14 protein-coding genes are annotated in these 20011 nt (G+C 48.5%); 10 read left to right on the forward strand and 4 right to left on the reverse strand.

What is annotated here, in order from left to right; genetic code table 11:
* The first annotated feature begins 195 nt into the window (after nucleotides 1-195).
* From NST16_RS13985 to NST16_RS14000, 4 genes are read left to right on the forward strand one after another with little or no spacing between them, the layout of a single operon-like run.
* Nucleotides 196-1572 carry a glycosyltransferase gene (locus tag NST16_RS13985; RefSeq protein WP_340887201.1) on the forward strand — a complete coding sequence of 459 codons (1377 nt, stop codon included), beginning with the start codon at nucleotides 196-198 and terminating at the stop codon, nucleotides 1570-1572.
* The gene (locus NST16_RS13990; protein WP_340887202.1) at nucleotides 1569-2675 is read left to right on the forward strand and encodes a tetratricopeptide repeat-containing glycosyltransferase family 2 protein; all 1107 of its coding nucleotides are present in this window, start codon (nucleotides 1569-1571) and stop codon (nucleotides 2673-2675) included. Before NST16_RS13985 ends, NST16_RS13990 begins: the two co-directional genes overlap by 4 nt.
* The gene (locus NST16_RS13995) at nucleotides 2662-3369 is read left to right on the forward strand and encodes a class I SAM-dependent methyltransferase (protein WP_340887203.1); all 708 of its coding nucleotides are present in this window, start codon (nucleotides 2662-2664) and stop codon (nucleotides 3367-3369) included. The genes NST16_RS13990 and NST16_RS13995 overlap by 14 nt, the downstream gene beginning before the upstream one ends.
* On the forward strand, nucleotides 3366-4037 hold the full coding sequence (locus tag NST16_RS14000) for a glycosyltransferase family protein (RefSeq protein WP_340887204.1): 672 nt from the start codon (nucleotides 3366-3368) through the stop codon (nucleotides 4035-4037). Before NST16_RS13995 ends, NST16_RS14000 begins: the two co-directional genes overlap by 4 nt.
* 104 nt (nucleotides 4038-4141) lie before the next feature.
* On the opposite strand, the gene NST16_RS20850 is transcribed toward NST16_RS14000, so the two are convergent.
* From NST16_RS20850 to NST16_RS14025, 4 genes are all read right to left on the reverse strand, one after another.
* Nucleotides 4142-10621: an NTTRR-F1 domain gene (locus NST16_RS20850; protein ID WP_445684610.1), complete on the reverse strand. Its 6480-nt coding sequence runs from the start codon at nucleotides 10619-10621 to the stop codon at nucleotides 4142-4144.
* A 308-nt stretch (nucleotides 10622-10929) separates the two neighbouring features.
* Nucleotides 10930-12366, reverse strand: a complete 1437-nt coding sequence (locus NST16_RS14015; protein ID WP_010333359.1) for an anion permease — start codon at nucleotides 12364-12366, stop codon at nucleotides 10930-10932.
* A 124-nt stretch (nucleotides 12367-12490) separates the two neighbouring features.
* A complete protein-coding gene (locus NST16_RS14020; RefSeq protein WP_340887205.1) occupies nucleotides 12491-13753 on the reverse strand; it encodes a pectate lyase in 1263 nt (420 codons plus the stop codon).
* Nucleotides 13754-13951: 198 nt separating this feature from the next.
* Complete coding sequence (locus NST16_RS14025) at nucleotides 13952-14299, reverse strand: general stress protein (protein WP_010333357.1); 348 nt, start codon at nucleotides 14297-14299, stop codon at nucleotides 13952-13954.
* A gap of 236 nt (nucleotides 14300-14535) precedes the next feature.
* On the opposite strand from NST16_RS14025, the gene NST16_RS14030 reads away from it, so the two are divergent.
* From NST16_RS14030 to NST16_RS14055, 6 genes are all read left to right on the forward strand, one after another.
* Entirely contained in the window at nucleotides 14536-14904 is a 369-nt protein-coding gene (locus NST16_RS14030) for a DUF3212 family protein (RefSeq protein WP_010333356.1), read from the forward strand.
* 118 nt (nucleotides 14905-15022) lie between these two features.
* Nucleotides 15023-15973 carry an ABC transporter substrate-binding protein gene (locus NST16_RS14035; protein WP_340887206.1) on the forward strand — a complete coding sequence of 317 codons (951 nt, stop codon included), beginning with the start codon at nucleotides 15023-15025 and terminating at the stop codon, nucleotides 15971-15973.
* Nucleotides 15974-16044: 71 nt separating this feature from the next.
* Nucleotides 16045-17046, forward strand: a complete 1002-nt coding sequence (gene fecD / locus NST16_RS14040; RefSeq protein ID WP_340887207.1) for a Fe(3+) dicitrate ABC transporter permease FecD — start codon at nucleotides 16045-16047, stop codon at nucleotides 17044-17046.
* Nucleotides 17043-18044, forward strand: a complete 1002-nt coding sequence (gene yfmE, locus NST16_RS14045; protein WP_229148884.1) for a Fe(3+)-citrate ABC transporter permease YfmE — start codon at nucleotides 17043-17045, stop codon at nucleotides 18042-18044. Before fecD ends, yfmE begins: the two co-directional genes overlap by 4 nt.
* A gap of 12 nt (nucleotides 18045-18056) precedes the next feature.
* Nucleotides 18057-18854, forward strand: coding sequence for a Fe(3+)-citrate ABC transporter ATP-binding protein YfmF (gene yfmF / locus NST16_RS14050; protein WP_010333352.1), 798 nt, complete (start codon nucleotides 18057-18059; stop codon nucleotides 18852-18854).
* Between the two features lie 106 nt (nucleotides 18855-18960).
* Nucleotides 18961-19980, forward strand: a complete 1020-nt coding sequence (locus NST16_RS14055; RefSeq protein ID WP_340887208.1) for an NADP-dependent oxidoreductase — start codon at nucleotides 18961-18963, stop codon at nucleotides 19978-19980.
* Nucleotides 19981-20011: the final 31 nt, after the last annotated feature.

The following is a 20011-nucleotide window of genomic DNA, read 5'->3' on the forward strand; positions in this document are numbered from 1 at the left end:
TCTCCCGCAAATTTTCTTATTTTTCAAAATCCATTTCACTGATGATCAGAGTTTATGATTCAGATCATGATTTTTCCTCTCCAGATTTCCAGCGGCCTGTTTTGCTGAACACTCCTTTTTTCAGGAAGGAATCATTCCATCTGAACATTTCGATATATATATAGTATCTGATTGATTTGGTGAAGGGCGGTGGTTATGGTGAAAACGAGTATTATTGTGCTGACTTATAATCAATTGGCGCTGACAAAACAATGCTTGGAGAGCATATGGACGCATACCGATGATGACTGTATTGAAGTGATTGTTGTAGATAACGGCTCTCATGACGGAACACAGGACTACCTCAAACAGATTCCTTCAATCAAAACGATTTTTAATGAAACAAACAAGGGGTTCGCGAAAGCCTGCAATCAAGGCCTTGAGGCCGCTTCTGGAGACAATGTTCTTTTTTTAAACAATGATACTGTTGTGACGAATCATTGGCTGGAGCCGATGATCAAGCTGCTTTATCATAATGATAAAATCGGCATGGTCGGGCCTGTCAGCAATTATGTCAGCGGGCCTCAGCAAATTTCAGTTGATTACACCAGTTTAGAAGGAATTGAAGATTTTTCTCAGCGCCATTGCATGCGGCACCGGGGCAAATCAAGAAGCGTTTTAAGGCTGGTCGGATTTTGCCTTCTTGTCAAAAAAGAGGTGCTGGACAAAATCGGCTGCTTTGACGAGCGTTTTGGAGGCGGTTCATTTGAGGACGATGATTTGTGCCTTCGCGCTCTGCAGGCCGGTTATCAGCTGAAAATCGCCCTTGATTCGTTCGTGCATCATCACGGGCATGCCACGTTTTCCGGCAATCCGGATATAAGTATCAGCCGACTATATCAGGTCAACCGCCAAGCTTTCGTAGATAAATGGAAGCAGGATGTGACGGCTTTTATTGATCCCCAGCCAGAGCTGACAGCCCTTGTGCCTTCAAAAGCCCGCTCCATCCTGCATATCGGCTGCGGCGCAGGAGCTGCGGGTGTAGAGCTGTTGAACCGGCAAACCTGTACATTGCACGGCATTGAAGAGGATACATTGCTACGTACAATAGCAAGCGCCTATTATGAACAAGTCACTTCTGCCGATACCGCAACATGCCGCCTTCCTTATCCTGAAGCTTTTTTTGATGCCATTTTGATAGGAGACCTTTTGAACTGCGCGATGTATCCCCAGCGAACGATTGAGGCTCTTGCCCTTTATCTAAAGCCTTCAGGCTCATTAATTTGCAGCATCCCGAATACAGCTTATGCAGACACGCTTTTCTCATTATTATGCGGAACACCGGCACACACACATTTCATCACGCCTCAAAACGTAAACACACTATTTCCCGAACACCTTTATGACATAAAATCAACCACCTCTCATTCAGCCGTTCCTGAATCGAACATACAGCTATTTTTACAAGAAGCCGAATATCTTGCCGGGCAATTTGGTTTGTCTTTAGATCACTTGTCAGAACATGCTCAGATTGATTACATGTTTGTCCATGCAATGAAAAAAAAACAGCCTGAAGCGGAGGTGGCGATTTGATTTCTATCAGTCTATGTATGATCGTGAAAAATGAGGAAGCCGTCATCGGCCGCTGCTTAGATTCTGTGCGCGGGATTGCTGATGAAATTAACATCGTGGATACCGGCTCAGTTGATCAGACGAAAGACATCGCTGCCCGTTATACAGACCGTATCTTTGATTTTGAATGGATAGACGATTTTGCGGCCGCTCGAAATTTTTCGTTTCAGCAGGCAACAGCTGACTATATTTTATGGCTTGATGCCGATGATGTGTTTACCGAGAAGGATCAAGAACTGTTCTTGGATGTAAAAAGAACGCTTGATCCGCATATTGACGCGGTATCAATGAACTATCACCTGGCGTTTGATGAAGAAGGCAACGTCACATCCAGCTTACGAAGATACCGGCTCGTAAAACGGGAAAGGGGCTTTAAGTGGATTGGCGCGGTCCATGAATATTTAGAGGTGTACGGAAATCTCCAACACAGTGACGCAGCGGTTTCTCATATGCCGCTTAGCCATGACGCTGACCGAAATCTGCGAATTTATGAAAACATGGCCTCGTCAGGGAAGGATTTTTCACCAAGAGATTTATTTTACTATGCAAACGAGCTGTGTGATCACGGAAAAATAGAAAAAGCGATAGAATACTATTTGCGTTTTTTAAAAACCAAGCAGGGGTGGGTCGAGGATAATATCAGAGCATGCAATAAAGTAGCAGATTGCTATCATTCATTGGGATTGAAGGAAAAAGAATTAAGCTGGGTGCTCCACACGCTCGTCTACGGGCCTCCCAGAGCGGAAACGTGCTGCAGATTGGGGTTCTCTTTTTTAGAAAAAAACGATGTCCAAAGCGCGGTCTATTGGTATAAAAAAGCAATTGAAAATAGAGGCTCAGAAAGCTTGGCTTTTCAAAACCGCGCCTGCGCCACCTGGCTGCCTCACTTACAATTAGCTGTCTGCTACGATAAGCTTGGCCAGCATCAGCTTGCCTATCAGCATAATGAATCGGCTTTACAATACCGTCCTCATGATTCAAGAATGCTTGCCAACAAAACATACTTTGAAGAGGTCCTGCAGCAGCAGGTTGGCTCCGGAGGTGAACATCATGGAAATCAATAAAAGGTCACTTGCTGATTCTATGAAAGAATATGAGCGAAAAGATAAAGAATATTACAAAGGCATCAACCGGCAGCTGTTTGACCTGGTAGACCCCCATGCGAAAACCATTCTTGAAGTCGGTTGTGCTGAAGGCCTGTTTGGCGCAGCTGTTAAGAAAAAAACGAAATGCTCCTATTATGGGATTGAATCATATCCGCCTGCTGCCGAAAAAGCCGCTCATCACATTGACGAAGTGATAACAGGAGACATCGAAACACTGAAGCTGCCTTTTGAAAAAAACACATTTGATCACGTCATCTTCGGGGATGTATTGGAGCACTTAATAGACCCTTGGGCAGTGTTAGCTAACATGAAGCCTTACGTAAACGAAACAGGGAGCATTTTGGCAAGCATTCCGAATATCGGGCATATCTCAATTTTTGAAAGTCTGCTGTCCGGCAAATGGACGTATACACAGGCTGGGCTGCTCGATAAAACACACTTCCGTTTCTTCACCTTGCAGGAAATGAAGAAGATGTTTCATGAAACGGGTTACAAGGTCAGCCAAATTGAGCCTATTTCCTTTACGACTCACTATTACGAAAAAATGATCAGCAAACTGGCACATGTCAGAGCAAACATGGGGATTCACCATACAAATTTTGAGAAGGAAGCCAGGGCTTATCAATATGTCATAAAGGCGCAAAAAAGATGAAACAGCATGTAAATGAAAATTCCATTTGCTTCATTACATGTGTCAATGATGACACCCTTTATGACCTCTGCCTGAGACATATCCAGTCTCTTTCAGTGCCGCCTCATATGGAGGTTGAGTTAATCGATATCCGAAAGGCTGACAGTATGACCTCCGGCTACCAGGCGGCAATGCATCAGTCAGACGCAAAATATAAAGTGTATGTACATCAGGATACATTTATCATCAATCGTTCATTTATTTACGATATCCTGCATGTCTTTCAGCAGAACGATGCGCTTGGCATGATAGGCGTCATAGGAGCTGAAGAAGTGCCGCAAAGCGGAATTTGGTGGGAGGCTTCTAAAAAAGCGGGAAAAGTCATTGAATATCGCAGTACGTATAGCTATTTGTCGTTTGATGAGATAGACGAGACCGTAAAAACAGTTGAAGCATTAGACGGTTTATTGCTGGCCACCCAGTACGATCTCCCGTGGCGGAAAGAGATCTTTGACGGCTGGCATTTGTATGATACTTCGCAATGCTTTGAGTTCAGGAAAAAGGGGTATTTGGTCGGCATCCCCCATCAGAAAGAGCCATGGGTCATACATGCATGCGGCAATGAGTTTGATTCTGACCAGTATTCTGATTACCTTGAAAAATTTTTGAGGGAGTACTTTCAAACATGATAAGTCTTCCATTGAGCACAACAAGAAACCTACTTTTTTATAAAGTAGGTTTCTTGTTTCATATGCTTGAATTTTAAAAAAGAAGTGACTCTCATTCTCTATTATTAAGGGAACCTAATAGCATTTATATCTAGGTTTAGTGCGGAGCTGCCACTCACATTACTTACTGTGGTAAAAATTATCCTAACCTCATAAGAAGTCGTGCCTGTGACTGTTGTAGCATCTACATACGTTGTAGCCATTGGAAATCTTGACGTAATGGCAACATTAACATTTCTTTGGACGGCGCGTGTGTCTATCAATACTCCGTTTCTATAAATTCTGGTTTGGAAAGTAAAGTTCGAGTTAGCTGTCGTTGTCACATCAACAGAAATGGCAAGATCTAATTTTATTAATTGGCCAGCGACTGTTGGCAGACTTAAAGTTCCAATTGACGTTTCAGTACCGTTAACAGCAACTGTAACTGGGCCTGCTACCTCATTGTAAAACAGCTGCGGATTTGCCCCGGTTGGTCCCGTTGATCCCGTTGGTCCGGTTGATCCCGTTGGACCGGTTACTCCTGTTGCACCTGTTGATCCCGTTGATCCGGTTGGTCCCGTTGATCCGGTTGATCCTGTTGGTCCTGTTTCTCCCGTTGATCCGGTTGATCCTGTTGCACCGGTCGGTCCTGTTTCTCCCGTTGATCCGGTTATTCCGGTTGCACCCGTCGCTCCTGTTGATCCCGTGACTCCCGTTGATCCTGTTGGTCCGGTTTCTCCTGTTGCTCCTGTTGATCCCGTCGCTCCTGTTGATCCCGTCGCTCCTGTTGATCCCGTCGCTCCTGTTGATCCCGTTGATCCTGTTGTTCCGGTTGCACCTGTTGGTCCTGTTGATCCCGTGACTCCCGTTGATCCGGTTGGTCCGGTTTCTCCTGTTGCACCTGTTGATCCCGTCGCTCCTGTTGATCCCGTCGCTCCTGTTGATCCCGTCGCTCCTGTTGATCCCGTCGCTCCTGTTGATCCCGTCGCTCCTGTTGATCCCGTCGCTCCTGTTGATCCCGTTGATCCGGTTGGTCCTGTTTCTCCCGTTGATCCGGTTGGTCCCGTTGATCCGGTTGTTCCAGTTGATCCCGTGACTCCCGTTGCTCCAGTTGTTCCAGTTGATCCCGTTGATCCGGTTGCACCTGTTGATCCCGTTGATCCGGTTGGTCCCGTTGATCCGGTTACTCCGGTTGGTCCCGTTGATCCGGTTGATCCCGTTGGACCGGTTTCTCCTGTTGCACCTGTTGATCCTGTTGGTCCTGTTTCTCCCGTTGATCCGGTTACTCCGGTTGGACCGGTTGATCCGGTTGATCCCGTCGCTCCTGTTGATCCGGTTACTCCGGTTGATCCCGTCGCTCCTGTTGATCCAGTGACTCCCGTTGATCCGGTTGGTCCGGTTGATCCTGTTGCTCCTGTTTCTCCCGTTGGTCCAGTTACTCCGGTTGGTCCGGTTGGTCCAGTTACTCCGGTTGGTCCGGTTGGACCTGTTGCTCCGGTTGATCCTGTTGCTCCTGTTGATCCCGTCGCTCCTGTTGATCCCGTTGATCCGGTTGATCCGGTTACTCCTGTTGCTCCGGTTACTCCGGTTGCACCTGTTGATCCCGTCGCTCCCGTTGATCCGGTTGATCCCGTCGCTCCCGTTGATCCGGTTGATCCCGTTGCTCCTGTTGTTCCGGTTGATCCCGTTGGACCGGTTTCTCCTGTTGCACCTGTTGATCCTGTTGGTCCTGTTTCTCCCGTTGATCCCGTTGATCCGGTTGGTCCCGTTGATCCGGTTACTCCGGTTGGTCCCGTTGATCCGGTTGATCCCGTTGGACCGGTTTCTCCTGTTGCACCTGTTGATCCTGTTGGTCCTGTTTCTCCCGTTGATCCGGTTACTCCGGTTGGACCGGTTGATCCGGTTGATCCCGTCGCTCCTGTTGATCCGGTTACTCCGGTTGATCCCGTCGCTCCTGTTGATCCAGTGACTCCCGTTGATCCGGTTGGTCCGGTTGATCCTGTTGCTCCTGTTTCTCCCGTTGGTCCAGTTACTCCGGTTGGTCCGGTTGGTCCAGTTACTCCGGTTGGTCCGGTTGGACCTGTTGCTCCGGTTGATCCTGTTGCTCCTGTTGATCCCGTCGCTCCTGTTGATCCCGTTGATCCGGTTGATCCGGTTACTCCTGTTGCTCCGGTTACTCCGGTTGCACCTGTTGATCCCGTCGCTCCCGTTGATCCGGTTGATCCCGTCGCTCCCGTTGATCCGGTTGATCCCGTTGCTCCTGTTGTTCCGGTTGATCCCGTTGGACCGGTTTCTCCTGTTGCACCTGTTGATCCTGTTGGTCCTGTTTCTCCCGTTGATCCCGTTGATCCGGTTACTCCTGTTGGACCGGTTGATCCGGTTGATCCTGTTGATCCGGTTACTCCGGTTGGTCCCGTTGCTCCGGTTGATCCTGTTGCACCTGTTGATCCTGTTGATCCTGTTGATCCCGTGACTCCCGTTGGACCTGTTGGTCCTGTTTCTCCCGTTGATCCGGTTACTCCGGTTGCACCTGTTGATCCCGTTGCCCCCGTTGACCCCGTTGCTCCAGTTTCTCCCGTCACTCCGGTTACTCCGGTCGCTCCCATTGATCCTGTTGCACCTGTTGATCCCGTCGCTCCTGTTGGTCCGGTTGATCCTGTTGCACCTGTTGATCCGGTTGATCCTGTTGATCCGGTTGCACCTGTTGATCCGGTTACTCCGGTTGGACCGGTTGATCCGGTTGATCCCGTTGATCCGGTTGATCCAGTCGCTCCCGTTGATCCTGTTGGACCTGTTGATCCCGTTGATCCTGTTGATCCCGTTGATCCTGTTGATCCCGTTGATCCTGTTGGTCCGGTTTCTCCTGTTGCTCCGGTTTCTCCTGTTGCACCTGTTGATCCCGTCGCTCCTGTTGATCCAGTGACTCCCGTTGATCCGGTTGGTCCCGTTGATCCGGTTGATCCGGTTGATCCTGTTGGTCCTGTTTCTCCCGTTGATCCGGTTGATCCTGTTGGTCCTGTTTCTCCCGTTGATCCGGTTATTCCGGTTGCACCCGTCGCTCCTGTTGATCCCGTGACTCCCGTTGATCCTGTTGGTCCGGTTTCTCCTGTTGCTCCTGTTGATCCCGTCGCTCCTGTTGATCCCGTCGCTCCTGTTGATCCCGTCGCTCCTGTTGATCCCGTTGATCCTGTTGTTCCGGTTGCACCTGTTGGTCCTGTTGATCCCGTGACTCCCGTTGATCCTGTTGGTCCTGTTTCTCCCGTTGATCCGGTTGATCCTGTTGCACCGGTCGGTCCTGTTTCTCCCGTTGATCCGGTTATTCCGGTTGCACCCGTCGCTCCTGTTGATCCCGTGACTCCCGTTGATCCTGTTGGTCCGGTTTCTCCTGTTGCTCCTGTTGATCCCGTCGCTCCTGTTGATCCCGTCGCTCCTGTTGATCCCGTCGCTCCTGTTGATCCCGTTGATCCTGTTGTTCCGGTTGCACCTGTTGGTCCTGTTGATCCCGTGACTCCCGTTGATCCTGTTGGTCCGGTTTCTCCTGTTGCACCTGTTGATCCCGTCGCTCCTGTTGATCCCGTCGCTCCTGTTGATCCCGTCGCTCCTGTTGATCCCGTCGCTCCTGTTGATCCCGTTGATCCGGTTGGTCCTGTTTCTCCCGTTGATCCGGTTGGTCCCGTTGATCCGGTTGTTCCAGTTGATCCCGTGACTCCCGTTGCTCCAGTTGTTCCAGTTGATCCCGTTGATCCGGTTGCACCTGTTGATCCCGTTGATCCGGTTGGTCCCGTTGATCCGGTTACTCCGGTTGGTCCCGTTGATCCGGTTGATCCCGTTGGACCGGTTTCTCCTGTTGCACCTGTTGATCCTGTTGGTCCTGTTTCTCCCGTTGATCCGGTTACTCCGGTTGGTCCGGTTGATCCGGTTGATCCCGTCGCTCCTGTTGATCCGGTTACTCCGGTTGATCCCGTCGCTCCTGTTGATCCAGTGACTCCCGTTGATCCGGTTGGTCCGGTTGATCCTGTTGCTCCTGTTTCTCCCGTTGGTCCAGTTACTCCGGTTGGTCCGGTTGGTCCAGTTACTCCGGTTGGTCCGGTTGGACCTGTTGCTCCGGTTGATCCTGTTGCTCCTGTTGATCCCGTCGCTCCTGTTGATCCCGTTGATCCGGTTGATCCGGTTACTCCTGTTGCTCCGGTTACTCCGGTTGCACCTGTTGATCCCGTCGCTCCCGTTGATCCGGTTGATCCCGTCGCTCCCGTTGATCCGGTTGATCCCGTTGCTCCTGTTGTTCCGGTTGATCCCGTTGGACCGGTTTCTCCTGTTGCACCTGTTGATCCTGTTGGTCCTGTTTCTCCCGTTGATCCCGTTGATCCGGTTACTCCTGTTGGACCGGTTGATCCGGTTGATCCGGTTACTCCGGTTGGTCCCGTTGCTCCGGTTGATCCAGTCGCTCCCGTTGATCCGGTTGGACCTGTTGATCCCGTTGATCCTGTTGATCCCGTTGATCCTGTTGATCCCGTTGATCCTGTTGGTCCGGTTTCTCCTGTTGCTCCGGTTTCTCCTGTTGCACCTGTTGATCCCGTCGCTCCTGTTGATCCAGTGACTCCCGTTGATCCGGTTGGTCCCGTTGATCCGGTTGATCCTGTTGGTCCTGTTTCTCCCGTTGATCCGGTTGATCCTGTTGCACCGGTCGGTCCTGTTTCTCCCGTTGATCCGGTTATTCCGGTTGCACCCGTCGCTCCTGTTGATCCCGTGACTCCCGTTGATCCTGTTGGACCTGTTGATCCCGTGACTCCCGTTGGACCGGTTGATCCCGTTGATCCGGTTGCTCCTGTTGCTCCTGTTGATCCCGTCGCTCCGGTTGATCCCGTGACCCCCGTTGCTCCGGTTGGTCCGGTTGGTCCGGTTGCTCCTGTTGCACCTGTTGATCCCGTGACTCCCGTTGCTCCGGTTGGTCCGGTTTCTCCCGTTGGTCCGGTTACTCCGGTTGGTCCCGTTGATCCTGTTGATCCTGTTGCACCTGTTGATCCCGTCGCTCCTGTTGCTCCGGTTGGTCCGGTTTCTCCCGTTGCTCCGGTTACTCCTGTTGCACCTGTTGGTCCTGTTAATCCCGTGACTCCCGTTGGACCTGTTGGTCCGGTTTCTCCTGTTGCACCTGTTGATCCCGTCGCTCCTGTTGATCCAGTGACTCCCGTTGCTCCGGTTGATCCTGTTGATCCTGTTTCTCCCGTTGGTCCAGTTACTCCGGTTGGTCCTGTTGATCCGGTTGATCCTGTTGCACCTGTTGATCCCGTCGCTCCTGTTGATCCAGTGACTCCCGTTGCTCCGGTTGGTCCTGTTGATCCCGTGACTCCGGTTGGTCCGGTTGATCCGGTTGATCCAGTCGCTCCCGTTGATCCTGTTGGACCTGTTGATCCAGTCGCTCCCGTTGATCCTGTTGGACCTGTTGATCCCGTGACTCCCGTTGGACCGGTTGATCCCGTTGATCCGGTTGCTCCTGTTGCTCCTGTTGATCCCGTCGCTCCGGTTGATCCCGTGACCCCCGTTGCTCCGGTTGGTCCGGTTGGTCCGGTTGCTCCTGTTGCACCTGTTGATCCCGTGACTCCCGTTGCTCCGGTTGGTCCGGTTTCTCCCGTTGGTCCGGTTACTCCGGTTGGTCCCGTTGATCCTGTTGATCCTGTTGCACCTGTTGATCCCGTCGCTCCTGTTGCTCCGGTTGGTCCGGTTTCTCCCGTTGGTCCGGTTACTCCGGTTGGTCCCGTTGATCCTGTTGATCCTGTTGCACCTGTTGATCCCGTCGCTCCTGTTGATCCCGTTTCTCCGGTTAGTCCAGTGACTCCCGTTACTCCGGTTGATCCCGTTGATCCTGTTGGTCCGGTTGATCCGGTTGATCCCGTTGACCCCGTTGCTCCAGTTTCTCCCGTCGCTCCCGTTGATCCGGTTGCACCCGTCGCTCCTGTTGATCCCGTGACTCCCGTTGATCCGGTTGCACCTGTTGGACCGGTTGATCCCGTGACTCCCGTTGATCCGGTTGCACCTGTTGGACCGGTTGATCCTGTTGCACCTGTTGGCCCGGTCGGTCCTGTTGCACCTGTTGGCCCGGTCGGTCCAATCCCCCCAGCAGACTCTATTAAAGAAACATCATCAATTAGAACAGACCCAAAAGTAGTTTTACTTATTACCACTACTGCGTTTACTGCTTCAGCGGGGGTTTCAATTGTTCTATATATTTCATTCCATGTATTAAATGAGACATTTGGCAATTTTCCAGTAGCAATGATAAATTTCTGTCCGCCTTCAATTTGTTCTCCTTCACTGTTAACGAATAAAATTTGTATAGTGACTTGAGGACTTGGATTGTTCCCCGTTTTCCCAAGCGAAACAGTGAATATAAGAGATTGTCCAGAAACGACAGGCACGATCTGCCCTAAAAAAGCATAAGGCTGGCTGCTGATAAACTGTGCGGAATAGCTTCCAGAATGGGCAAAAGTATTAATAACGGACGTATTTGCAAAAGCCCACCCCGTCAGATTGCCGGTTTCAAAACCTCCATTTACAATCACATTATTCACCCTACATCATTCCCCGCCCTCTTTTCTTAGTTCCAGCTATTATATGCAGGAAAACTATCATCGGTCTGTAAGGTCACTAGCAAAAATAAAAAAAGGTGATTGTCCCTGCATCACCTTTTTTCACTGTATTTGCGGAAAACCTGTTGCATGAAAAACACGAATTGCCGCATCTAAGCTAGATATGCTGAAAGTACGCCGGACATTTCTCACTAGGTTAAGCAATCCTGCCATTCATCATCTGTTACTCACGCCCTGAAGTAATGCGATCAAACATAAAAAAAGGCAGACCGCGTCTGCCTTTTTTCTTTCTACCATATCCCTAATAATTTCCACCATAACCCGCCGATCACAAGCCATGTGACAATATGAACGATCGACAGGATAAATCCGATAGACCACCATTTGCCTTGCGAAATGTAGCCTGCTCCGAAGAAGACCGGAGCCGCTCCAGAACCGTAGTGGGTTGTTGACCCGAACAGATTGCTGAAGAATGCGAGGCTCAGCGCTGCTAAAAGCGGCGGTGCCCCCGCTGCCACGACCACAGCCAAAAATGCTGAATACATCGCACTGATGTGAGCCGTCGCACTTGCAAAGAAGTAGTGAGAGTAATAATACACAACAATTAAAATTAAAAATGCCACAATCCAAGAGAATCCTGATACAGATGATTTCATGGCGTTGCTGAACCAAGAAACCATGCCTAATTCATTCAGAAAGTTGGCCAGCATAACGAGCGCCGCAAACCAAGTGAGCGTATCCCAAGCGCCCTGTTCTTTCTTGATATCATCCCAAGTCAGAACCTGTGATAATAAAAGAACTGACAACCCAATCAATGCGGTTGTGGTTGCGTCGATGTTGAAGCTGCCGCCAAAAATCCAAAGAACAAGCACTAAAAGAAACACAATAACCATAGAAAGCTCTGATTTTTTAAATGGTCCCATTTCTTTCAGTTTTTCGGTTGCGATTTTCGCTGCGTCCGGTGTTTCTTTAATTTCCGGCGGATACAGCTTGTAAATCACAAGCGGCGTGATGATTAAACTTACAAGTCCCGGAACAATCGCGGCAATTGCCCAGCTTGTCCATGTTAAGTCCACCCCTGCGACATCATGGGCCAGCTTGGCAATCAGCGGGTTTGCCGCCATCGCCGTCAGGAACATAGCAGATGTAATCAAGTTTCCCTGAAAACCGGTTTTTAATAAGAAAGCACCGATTTTTCTTTCTGTTCCATCTGCCGGGCTTGATCCGAATGTTTCGGATAATGATCTGATAATAGGAAATATAATGCCTCCTGCACGCGCCGTATTACTTGGAATAGCAGGTGATAATATTAAATCACTGAACAGCAGTGAATAAGAAAGTCCAAGGGTTTTCTTCCCGAATTTCTGAACGAATACATACGAAATTCTCGCACCTAGTCCGGTCTTGATAAATCCCCGGGAAATAAAGAATGCGATGACGATAAGCCAGATGGTCTTATTCCCGAATCCGCTTAATGTATCCTCAATTGATAATGTTCCAGTTAGTGCAGTAACCGCCAATGCAAAAATTGCAATTGCACCCATTGGCAAGGGCTTGGAGATAAAGCCGATAATTGTCGCGACGAAAATCGCAAACAAATGCCATGCTTTAGGTTCAAGTCCGGACGGAGCGGGAATAAACCAGATGATTAGTCCCACAGCGACAGTAATAAGCAATGGAACAAGCTTAACTGCTGACTGTTTTCCTGCGTCTTTTTCTGAAGCCATAAATAGGTCTCCTCCTATATACTTGTTTTCCGATCCCCTTTCCCATTCTACTCCTTAACTAAGTTAATAAACATTTTAATTAATTAAAAAACACAAAGGTGAGCACCTTTGTGTTTTTTTCTAATTAATTTAGTTTACCCGCGCCTGCTTGAGATGTAACATTTGATTTCACATTGGCGGAAGCATCAATTGTTCCGTGCAGAGATGGCGTCCATCCGACAGAGGAGCTCAGCCCGTTTGCAGCCGATGCGTTGATCTGCGTACCGTTCAGCAGTGTGCCGGAATCATATAAGGCCGTTCCTCCGCTGAATACGCTGATCGTTTTAGCAGCGGTCAATCCCGGAACGTCAATGGCATTGTTTTGTGCGTAAATTTTAGATGATTTTCCGATTCCCCAGGCATAGCTGAAAGCATAACTGGAAGAGCTTGTACTGCCTTCATAATAGTTGTTGTAAACGTGTACCTGTCCAAAACGGACTCTCGGTGCGCGCTGAACGATATTTTTGTAGCGGTTGTGATGCAGTGTGATTTTTAATTTGCCGTCATCAGAAGTTTTGCTGTCGCTTGATCCAAAAATGGAGCTTTTATCATGATCGTGATAGAAGTTATAAGACATTGTAATGTAGTTAGCGCCGTTAGAGGCATCAGTTTGGCCGTCATGGTGCTGATATTCTCTTCCAAAATATTTTGGAGAGGTGCTGTCTGGACGGGAACCGTCATTAAATGTACAGTGATCGATCCATACATGTGTACCGCCGTTTATTGTGATGTTGTCATATTGTGAGTTCCAGTTTCCTGAACTTCCGTCAGTCGGATCCCATTGCGGAAAATAGTCGTATGCGTCTTGGAATTCGATATTGCGGATAATGACGTTATCGCTCTTGATCTGGAAGTTTCCGCCCAGAATTTTAGCATTTGACCCTGAACCGACGATCGTCGTATTTGCAGGGATGTCCACCATCACGCGTGCTTTTTGGTTTTTCTGTGAGCGTGCTCTGGCCTCTTCCTGTGTTCCGGAAGGTTCTTTTTTTCCCCATGTGCTTGGGTCATAGGCCTTCAAATATTTGTTCAGATCGTACTCTGGATCTTTATAATCATTCAGACCAAGCGGCTTCAGATTGTCATCGACATTCATGTCAATCGTTCCCTTGATATAAATGATTTTTGGCGTTGTGTTTGTGTCCTTGCCCAAAGCTGAAACGAGCTGATTCCTGTTGCTGACTGTGTACACGTGGGATGACGAGGCTTTTGATCCGCCTGTTGTGCCGGTCGAGTAGGCTCCCCAGCCATCATTCGATCCTAACGTCTGATGGCCCAAATCCGCTGCGTTCGCCCCAACCGGAGTCAAACCTAATAACAAAGCCGTAGCTAACATCACTTTTTTCATTCAGTATGAACCCCCATTTTCTATTTTGTGAGAATTTGTTCCATTTTCTCACAAAAATATAATAGCAAATTCATGGACATCCATAACCGAAAATGTACCGCCTATTATTGCGGTATCCTGCAAAAAAACACCGCAAAGACCGCAAAAATAAAAAACCCCCAAAGGACGATAATCGCCTTTTGGGGTTACAATCCTGCATTATGCCCAAGATTTTACTTTTTCGTTGTCTGTCACAAAGAGAAGGACTTTCCCTTCATCGAGCCGTTTTTCAAACTGAGCCGCTTCGTCTTCTGAAAAACCGATTTCATGAATTTTATTGCGAAGCTCGTCCCCTTTTTTGTTAAACATGTTCCCTACCGCGTGTTTGAAACCTGTTTCTTTGGCTCCGATCGTGTTGGCATTGGTGTTGTCTGCCAGTCGTTCCGTTCTGTCATCGTCGTGAGTTAAGACGTATACATCCTCTTTTGCGACACCCATTTGCTGTAGTTTTTCTACATCCTTCATGAGCTGTTCGTCGTTTGTATATTCTCTTACAACTGGTTTCATTTCTAATTCCTCCTTCATCATTTCTATGTTATGTTTATACCCGATCCTGTTTCTATGAAACAGCATCCAGAGCATTAGGCATAAAAACAGGAAGAATGGTAGTAGATATTTATTTTCTGATCATGGTAAAGTGATAGGAACATAGTATTTTCAGAATAGTCTTAAATCAAAACCGCTGCACGGAGTGTCCGATTTTGAATCGCCATCTTTATCCGTACAAGCAGGAGGTATGTCCAATGCAATACTTTTCACCAAAACAGCAATACAATGCGTGGGTTGTGAGTGATTTAGTAAAACAGGTCTTCCATCAGCGTGTCGGCTATTCAGCAGGCATTCATCAGCTTGCCATCTTCGCCGAGAAAACATTTCACATCGATATTGACTTTGTTTTCTCTATTGTTATGAATATCGGAGACATTGAATTTGCGATCTCTGAAGAAATAGAAAAAAAATTGTCCGGCTATCTCAGCGTTCTCCTTCCCCATGTCAGCAGAGATATGCTTGAAGCCTCTAAAGCCAACGCCAGTTCGTTTTTATCCCACAGACACGGCGATGCTGTGTACGATTTATTTGTGCCAGATGACGCTTACATCAAAAAAACATAAAGCAGAGGGCTTCTGTTTCTTTATTTAAAAAATATTGACATAGAAAGCCATACTATTATAGTGTTTATTTGTGATAATGATTCTCATTATTAAATTCAGAAAAAAAGGAAGAAAACAAATGCGCACCTATCCTAATAAGTTTATTGCCATCATCAGTGTTTTATTAATCGCTTGTTTCCTTATATCCGGCTGTTCATCAAGTCAGGATAACAGCGGCAGTAAAGCCGGAAGCAAATCTAAGGATTCAAGAGTCATTCAGCACGAAGACGGGAAAACAACAGTGACCGGCACACCTAAAAGAGTCGTTGTGCTTGAGCTTTCATTCCTGGATGCTGTCTACAATCTCGGCATCACGCCGGTCGGCATCGCCGATGACAACAAAAAAGACATGATTCAAAAGCTGGTTGGCAGCTCGATTGATTATACATCAGTAGGCACGCGAAGCGAACCGAATCTTGAGGTCATCAGCTCCTTGAAGCCTGATTTAATCATCGCTGACGCTGAACGCCATAAAAACATTTACAAACAGCTGAAACAAATTGCGCCGACCGTTGAATTAAAAAGCCGGGAAGCGACTTATGATGAAACAATGGACAGCTTCAAAACCATTTCTAAAGCATTAAATAAAGAAAAAGAAGGAAAAGAAAAACTCGCCGACCATACAAAGGTCATTAACGGTCTGAAAGCGGAGCTTCCGAAAGATGAAGACCGCAGCATCGTTCTCGGAGTGGCAAGAGCCGATTCCTTCCAGCTTCATACGTCATCTTCTTATGACGGAGAAATCTTCAGCATGCTCGGCTTTACGCACGCCGTGAAGTCAGATAACGCGTATCAAGAGGTCAGCCTCGAGCAGTTAAGCAAAATCGATCCTGATATTTTGTTTATTTCAGCCAACGAGGGTCAAACAATCGTAGATGAGTGGAAAAAGAATCCGCTCTGGAAAAACCTAAAAGCGGTGAAAAACGGACAAATCTACGATGCAGACCGCGACATTTGGACAAGATTCAGAGGAATCAAATCCAGTGAAACAAGCGCCAAAGACGTGCTCAAAAAAGTGTATAATAAGTAGGACAAAAGAGAAGCGAGGAGAATCCTTGCTTCTTCGTTTTTGCAAACAGACGCAGTAAGGAAGTGAGACTGTTGTATTACTCAGCCAAACGGCGCTCATCATCAAGATTAATGGTTTTTATCATTGCACTGATCATCCTTATTTTCGGGCTTGGGCTGAATCTCTCAGTAGGCGCCTCAGACATCGGCATCATTGATGCTTTGACATATCTTTTTGTATGGGACGGATCAAAAGAACAGCTTATCATCTCTACTCTTCGCCTCCCTCGCACATTAATCGGTGTTTTCGTCGGCGCCAGCCTGGCTGTAGCTGGGGTGCTGATGCAGGCCATGACAAGAAACCCTCTGGCTTCACCTCAAATTTTCGGTGTGAATGCGGGTGCATCGCTGTTTGTCGTTGCTTCTCTCGTCATTCTGCCGGCATCGTCCTACTCATCGGTCGTGTTTGCTTTTGCAGGTGCGGCGGCAGGCGGCGCAATTGTGTATATGATTGCCTCTTCCGGTGGAATGACACCTGTCAAACTGGCACTGTCTGGAATGGCGGTGCATTTGTTCCTGTCCTCCATGACACAGGCGATTATTATTTTAAATGAGTCGGGAGAGGATGTGCTGTATTGGATGACGGGTGCGATTGACGGCAGCAACTGGCAGGACGTCATGACCATTGCCCCGTTTTCTGTCATCGGCATCGGGCTTGCCCTTGTGTTTTCAGGTCCCGTTTCTGTTCTCGGACTTGGTGATGAAACGGCAAAAGGACTCGGGCAAAACATGAATGGCATGCGGATTCTGATCAGCTTTATCATTTTAATTCTTTCCGGCGCTTCTGTGGCGGTTGCCGGCCCAATCGGCTTTGTCGGGCTGCTCGTCCCGCATATCGTCCGCAAGCTGATCGGAGAAAATTACAAGTATGTGCTGCCGTTTTCGGCGCTGTTCGGCGCCATCTTATTGGTGTTCGCAGATGTCCTGGCCAGATGGATTGCATTCCCTTATGAATCCCCGGTCGGCATTGTCACCGCCATTATCGGCACACCATTTTTCTTATATTTAGCAAGGAAAGGGCGAAATCTGAAATGAAGAAATCAACCAGAAAACAAAAACGCCCCTTGCTGGCCATCCTCATATTGGCTGTCATCTTGCTAGTGCTGTCCGTGATCAGCATCGGCTTCGGGGCATTGTATATTTCACCTGATGCGGTGGTTACGAATTTGTTAGGGATGGATCATTCCTTCGAGTTTATTATTCAGCAGTACCGGCTCCCCCGCATTATACTGGCGATTTTGGCAGGCGCCGGACTGGCCGCTGCCGGAGCCATTTTGCAGGGTGTCATCCGAAATCCCCTTGCGTCTCCTGACGTTGTCGGAATTTCAAAAGGGTCCGGACTGGCCGCCATGGCCGTTATTCTCATTTTCCCTGAGTCTCCGGTCTACGTGCTGCCGTTCTCCGCATTTGCCGGAGCAGCCATTATTGCGGTAATATTATTAATGATAGCCCGCAAAAAAAGCATTCAGCCTTCTTCCTTGGCTTTATCAGGTATTGCCTTAGGCGCGGTCTGCCACGCCGGCATGCAATATATGATGGTCAAATTTCCGGGGGACGTCAATGCAGCGCTCATTTGGCTGACAGGCAGCCTCTGGGGGAGAAACTGGGAAGAAGTCAAGCTCCTTGCGCCATGGCTTCTTGTCCTTTTGCCGATTGTCTGCATCCTCATTCCGAAGCTGGATTTGATGTCACTCGGAGATGAGCTAGCGCAGGGTCTCGGCGAAAACGCAAACAGGCTGAGATTCATTCTGATTTTCACCGCAGTTGCGCTGGCTGGGAGCTGTGTAGCCGTCGTCGGATCAATCGGTTTTATCGGGCTGCTCGCTCCGCATATCGCCAGAAGGCTTGCCGGAGAAAAAGCTAAATATTTACTGCCTGCATCGGCATTAATCGGTGCTATTATATTACTAATCGCAGATACATTAGGACGCGGCATCATGCCTCCGGTTGAGATACCAGCCGGCATATTGACAGCTGTGATCGGCGCGCCTTATTTTTTATATTTATTGAAATTCGAAGCGAGGAAACAGTAGGGAGAGGATACCATGGGAAAACTGGCTGCAGACCAGCTCACTCTTTCATATGACAGCACAGTGATTATTGACGGAGTCGATTTAAAGATTGAAGAAGGAAAGATCACTGTGCTCATCGGCGCCAACGGCTGCGGAAAATCAACAATCCTCAAATCGCTTGCCAGGCTGATGGCTCCAAAAAGCGGCACGGTTCTATTAGAAGGAAAAGATATTCATCGCCAGCCGTCCAAAGAAGTGGCTAAAAAGCTGGCGATTCTTCCTCAGTCTCCTCAGGCGCCAGAAGGATTGACGGTACAGGAACTATGCTATTTCGGCAGACATCCTCATAAAAAACTGTTATCCAAGCATACGCAAGAGGATCACGATATGGTAGAGTGGGCGCTTGACGCAACCGGGATGAATGAGCTGAAGGATCGGACACTTGATGCCCTTTCAGGCGGTCAAAGACAAAGAGCCTGGATTTCCATGGCGCTTGCACAAGGCACTGATTTGCTCTTGCTCGATGAACCGACCACTTACTTGGACATTTCTCACCAAATTGAGGTGCTGGAGCTGCTGAAAAAGCTGAACCGGGATCATGGGCGCACAGTTGTCATGGTGCTTCACGACTTAAACCAAGCCGCTCAATATGCTGACTATCTGATCAGCGTACTGGACGGAAAAATCTACAATGCCGGAACACCGGAAGACGTCTTTACCCAGCCGTTTTTCCGGGAAGTCTTCGGCTTGGAATGCTGCATCATGAGAAGCCCGATCGACCAGAAGCCGATGTGCCTGCCGATGGGACTGTGCCCGAAACTACGGACGTGATGGAAAAGGAGAGGAAACCCTCTCCTTTTTTTTATGCGGCTTACTTTTTGTATTTCATCACTTGTCCGTGTTACATTGGTGTCAATCAAATGATAGGAGGATGAATATGACAACAGCTCAACAGCAGATTCAATTAGCCAGACGTCCGCAAGGGGTGCCTGTTCACGAAGACTTCCGCTTTGAAACGATATCCGTTCCTGAGCCGAGGCAAGGTGAGGTGCTTGTCAAAACACTCTATGTGTCAGTCGATCCTTACATGCGCGGGCGAATGCAAGACACGAAGTCATATGTAGAGCCATTTGCCTTAGACGAAGCGCTGTCAGGCGGTGTCATTGCTGAAGTCGTGTCAGACGGAGATAAGCTCAAACAAGGTGAAATCGTCATCGGAAACCTGAACTGGCAGGAATATTCCGCTGTCAGCGAGTCCGCCGTGCGAAAAATTGATACAAGTCTCGCTCCTGCTTCAGCGTATCTCGGCATTTTAGGAATGACCGGTTTGACGGCTTATTTTGGCCTATTGGACATCGGCCGCCCGAAGGAAGGCGAAACCGTGGTTGTCTCCGGAGCTGCAGGGGCTGTCGGTTCCGCTGTCGGACAGATCGCCAAAATCAAAGGCGCACACGTCGTCGGTATCGCAGGCTCTGATGATAAAATTGACTACTTAAAGAATGAACTGCAATTTGACGAAGCGATTAATTACAAAACCACAGATGATATTCAAAAAGCGCTCGCTGACGCTTGTCCGAACGGTGTCGATGTGTATTTTGACAATGTCGGCGGTCCGATTTCAGATGCGGTCATGAACCTCCTTAATGAGTTTGCCCGCATTCCGGTGTGCGGCGCCATTTCTTCCTACAACGCGGAAAACGAAGCGGATGACATGGGCCCTCGCGTCCAATCCAAGCTAATCAAAACGAAGGCGCTGATGCAAGGGTTTATCGTAAGCGACTACTCCGATCGTTTTTCTGAGGGAGCAAAACAGCTAGCCGAATGGCTGAAGGATGGTAAACTTCATTACGAGGAAACCATCACTGAAGGCTTCGACAACATTCCTGACGCGTTTCTCGGCTTATTTAAGGGAGAAAATAAAGGAAAACAGCTAATCAAGGTCAGCGATCCGAGCTGAAGATGAAAATGGGAGGGCTTTTTGCCCTCCT

Source organism: Bacillus sp. FSL K6-1005, from assembly GCF_038000225.1.
In the GTDB taxonomy this organism is placed as follows: domain Bacteria; phylum Bacillota; class Bacilli; order Bacillales; family Bacillaceae; genus Bacillus; species Bacillus mojavensis.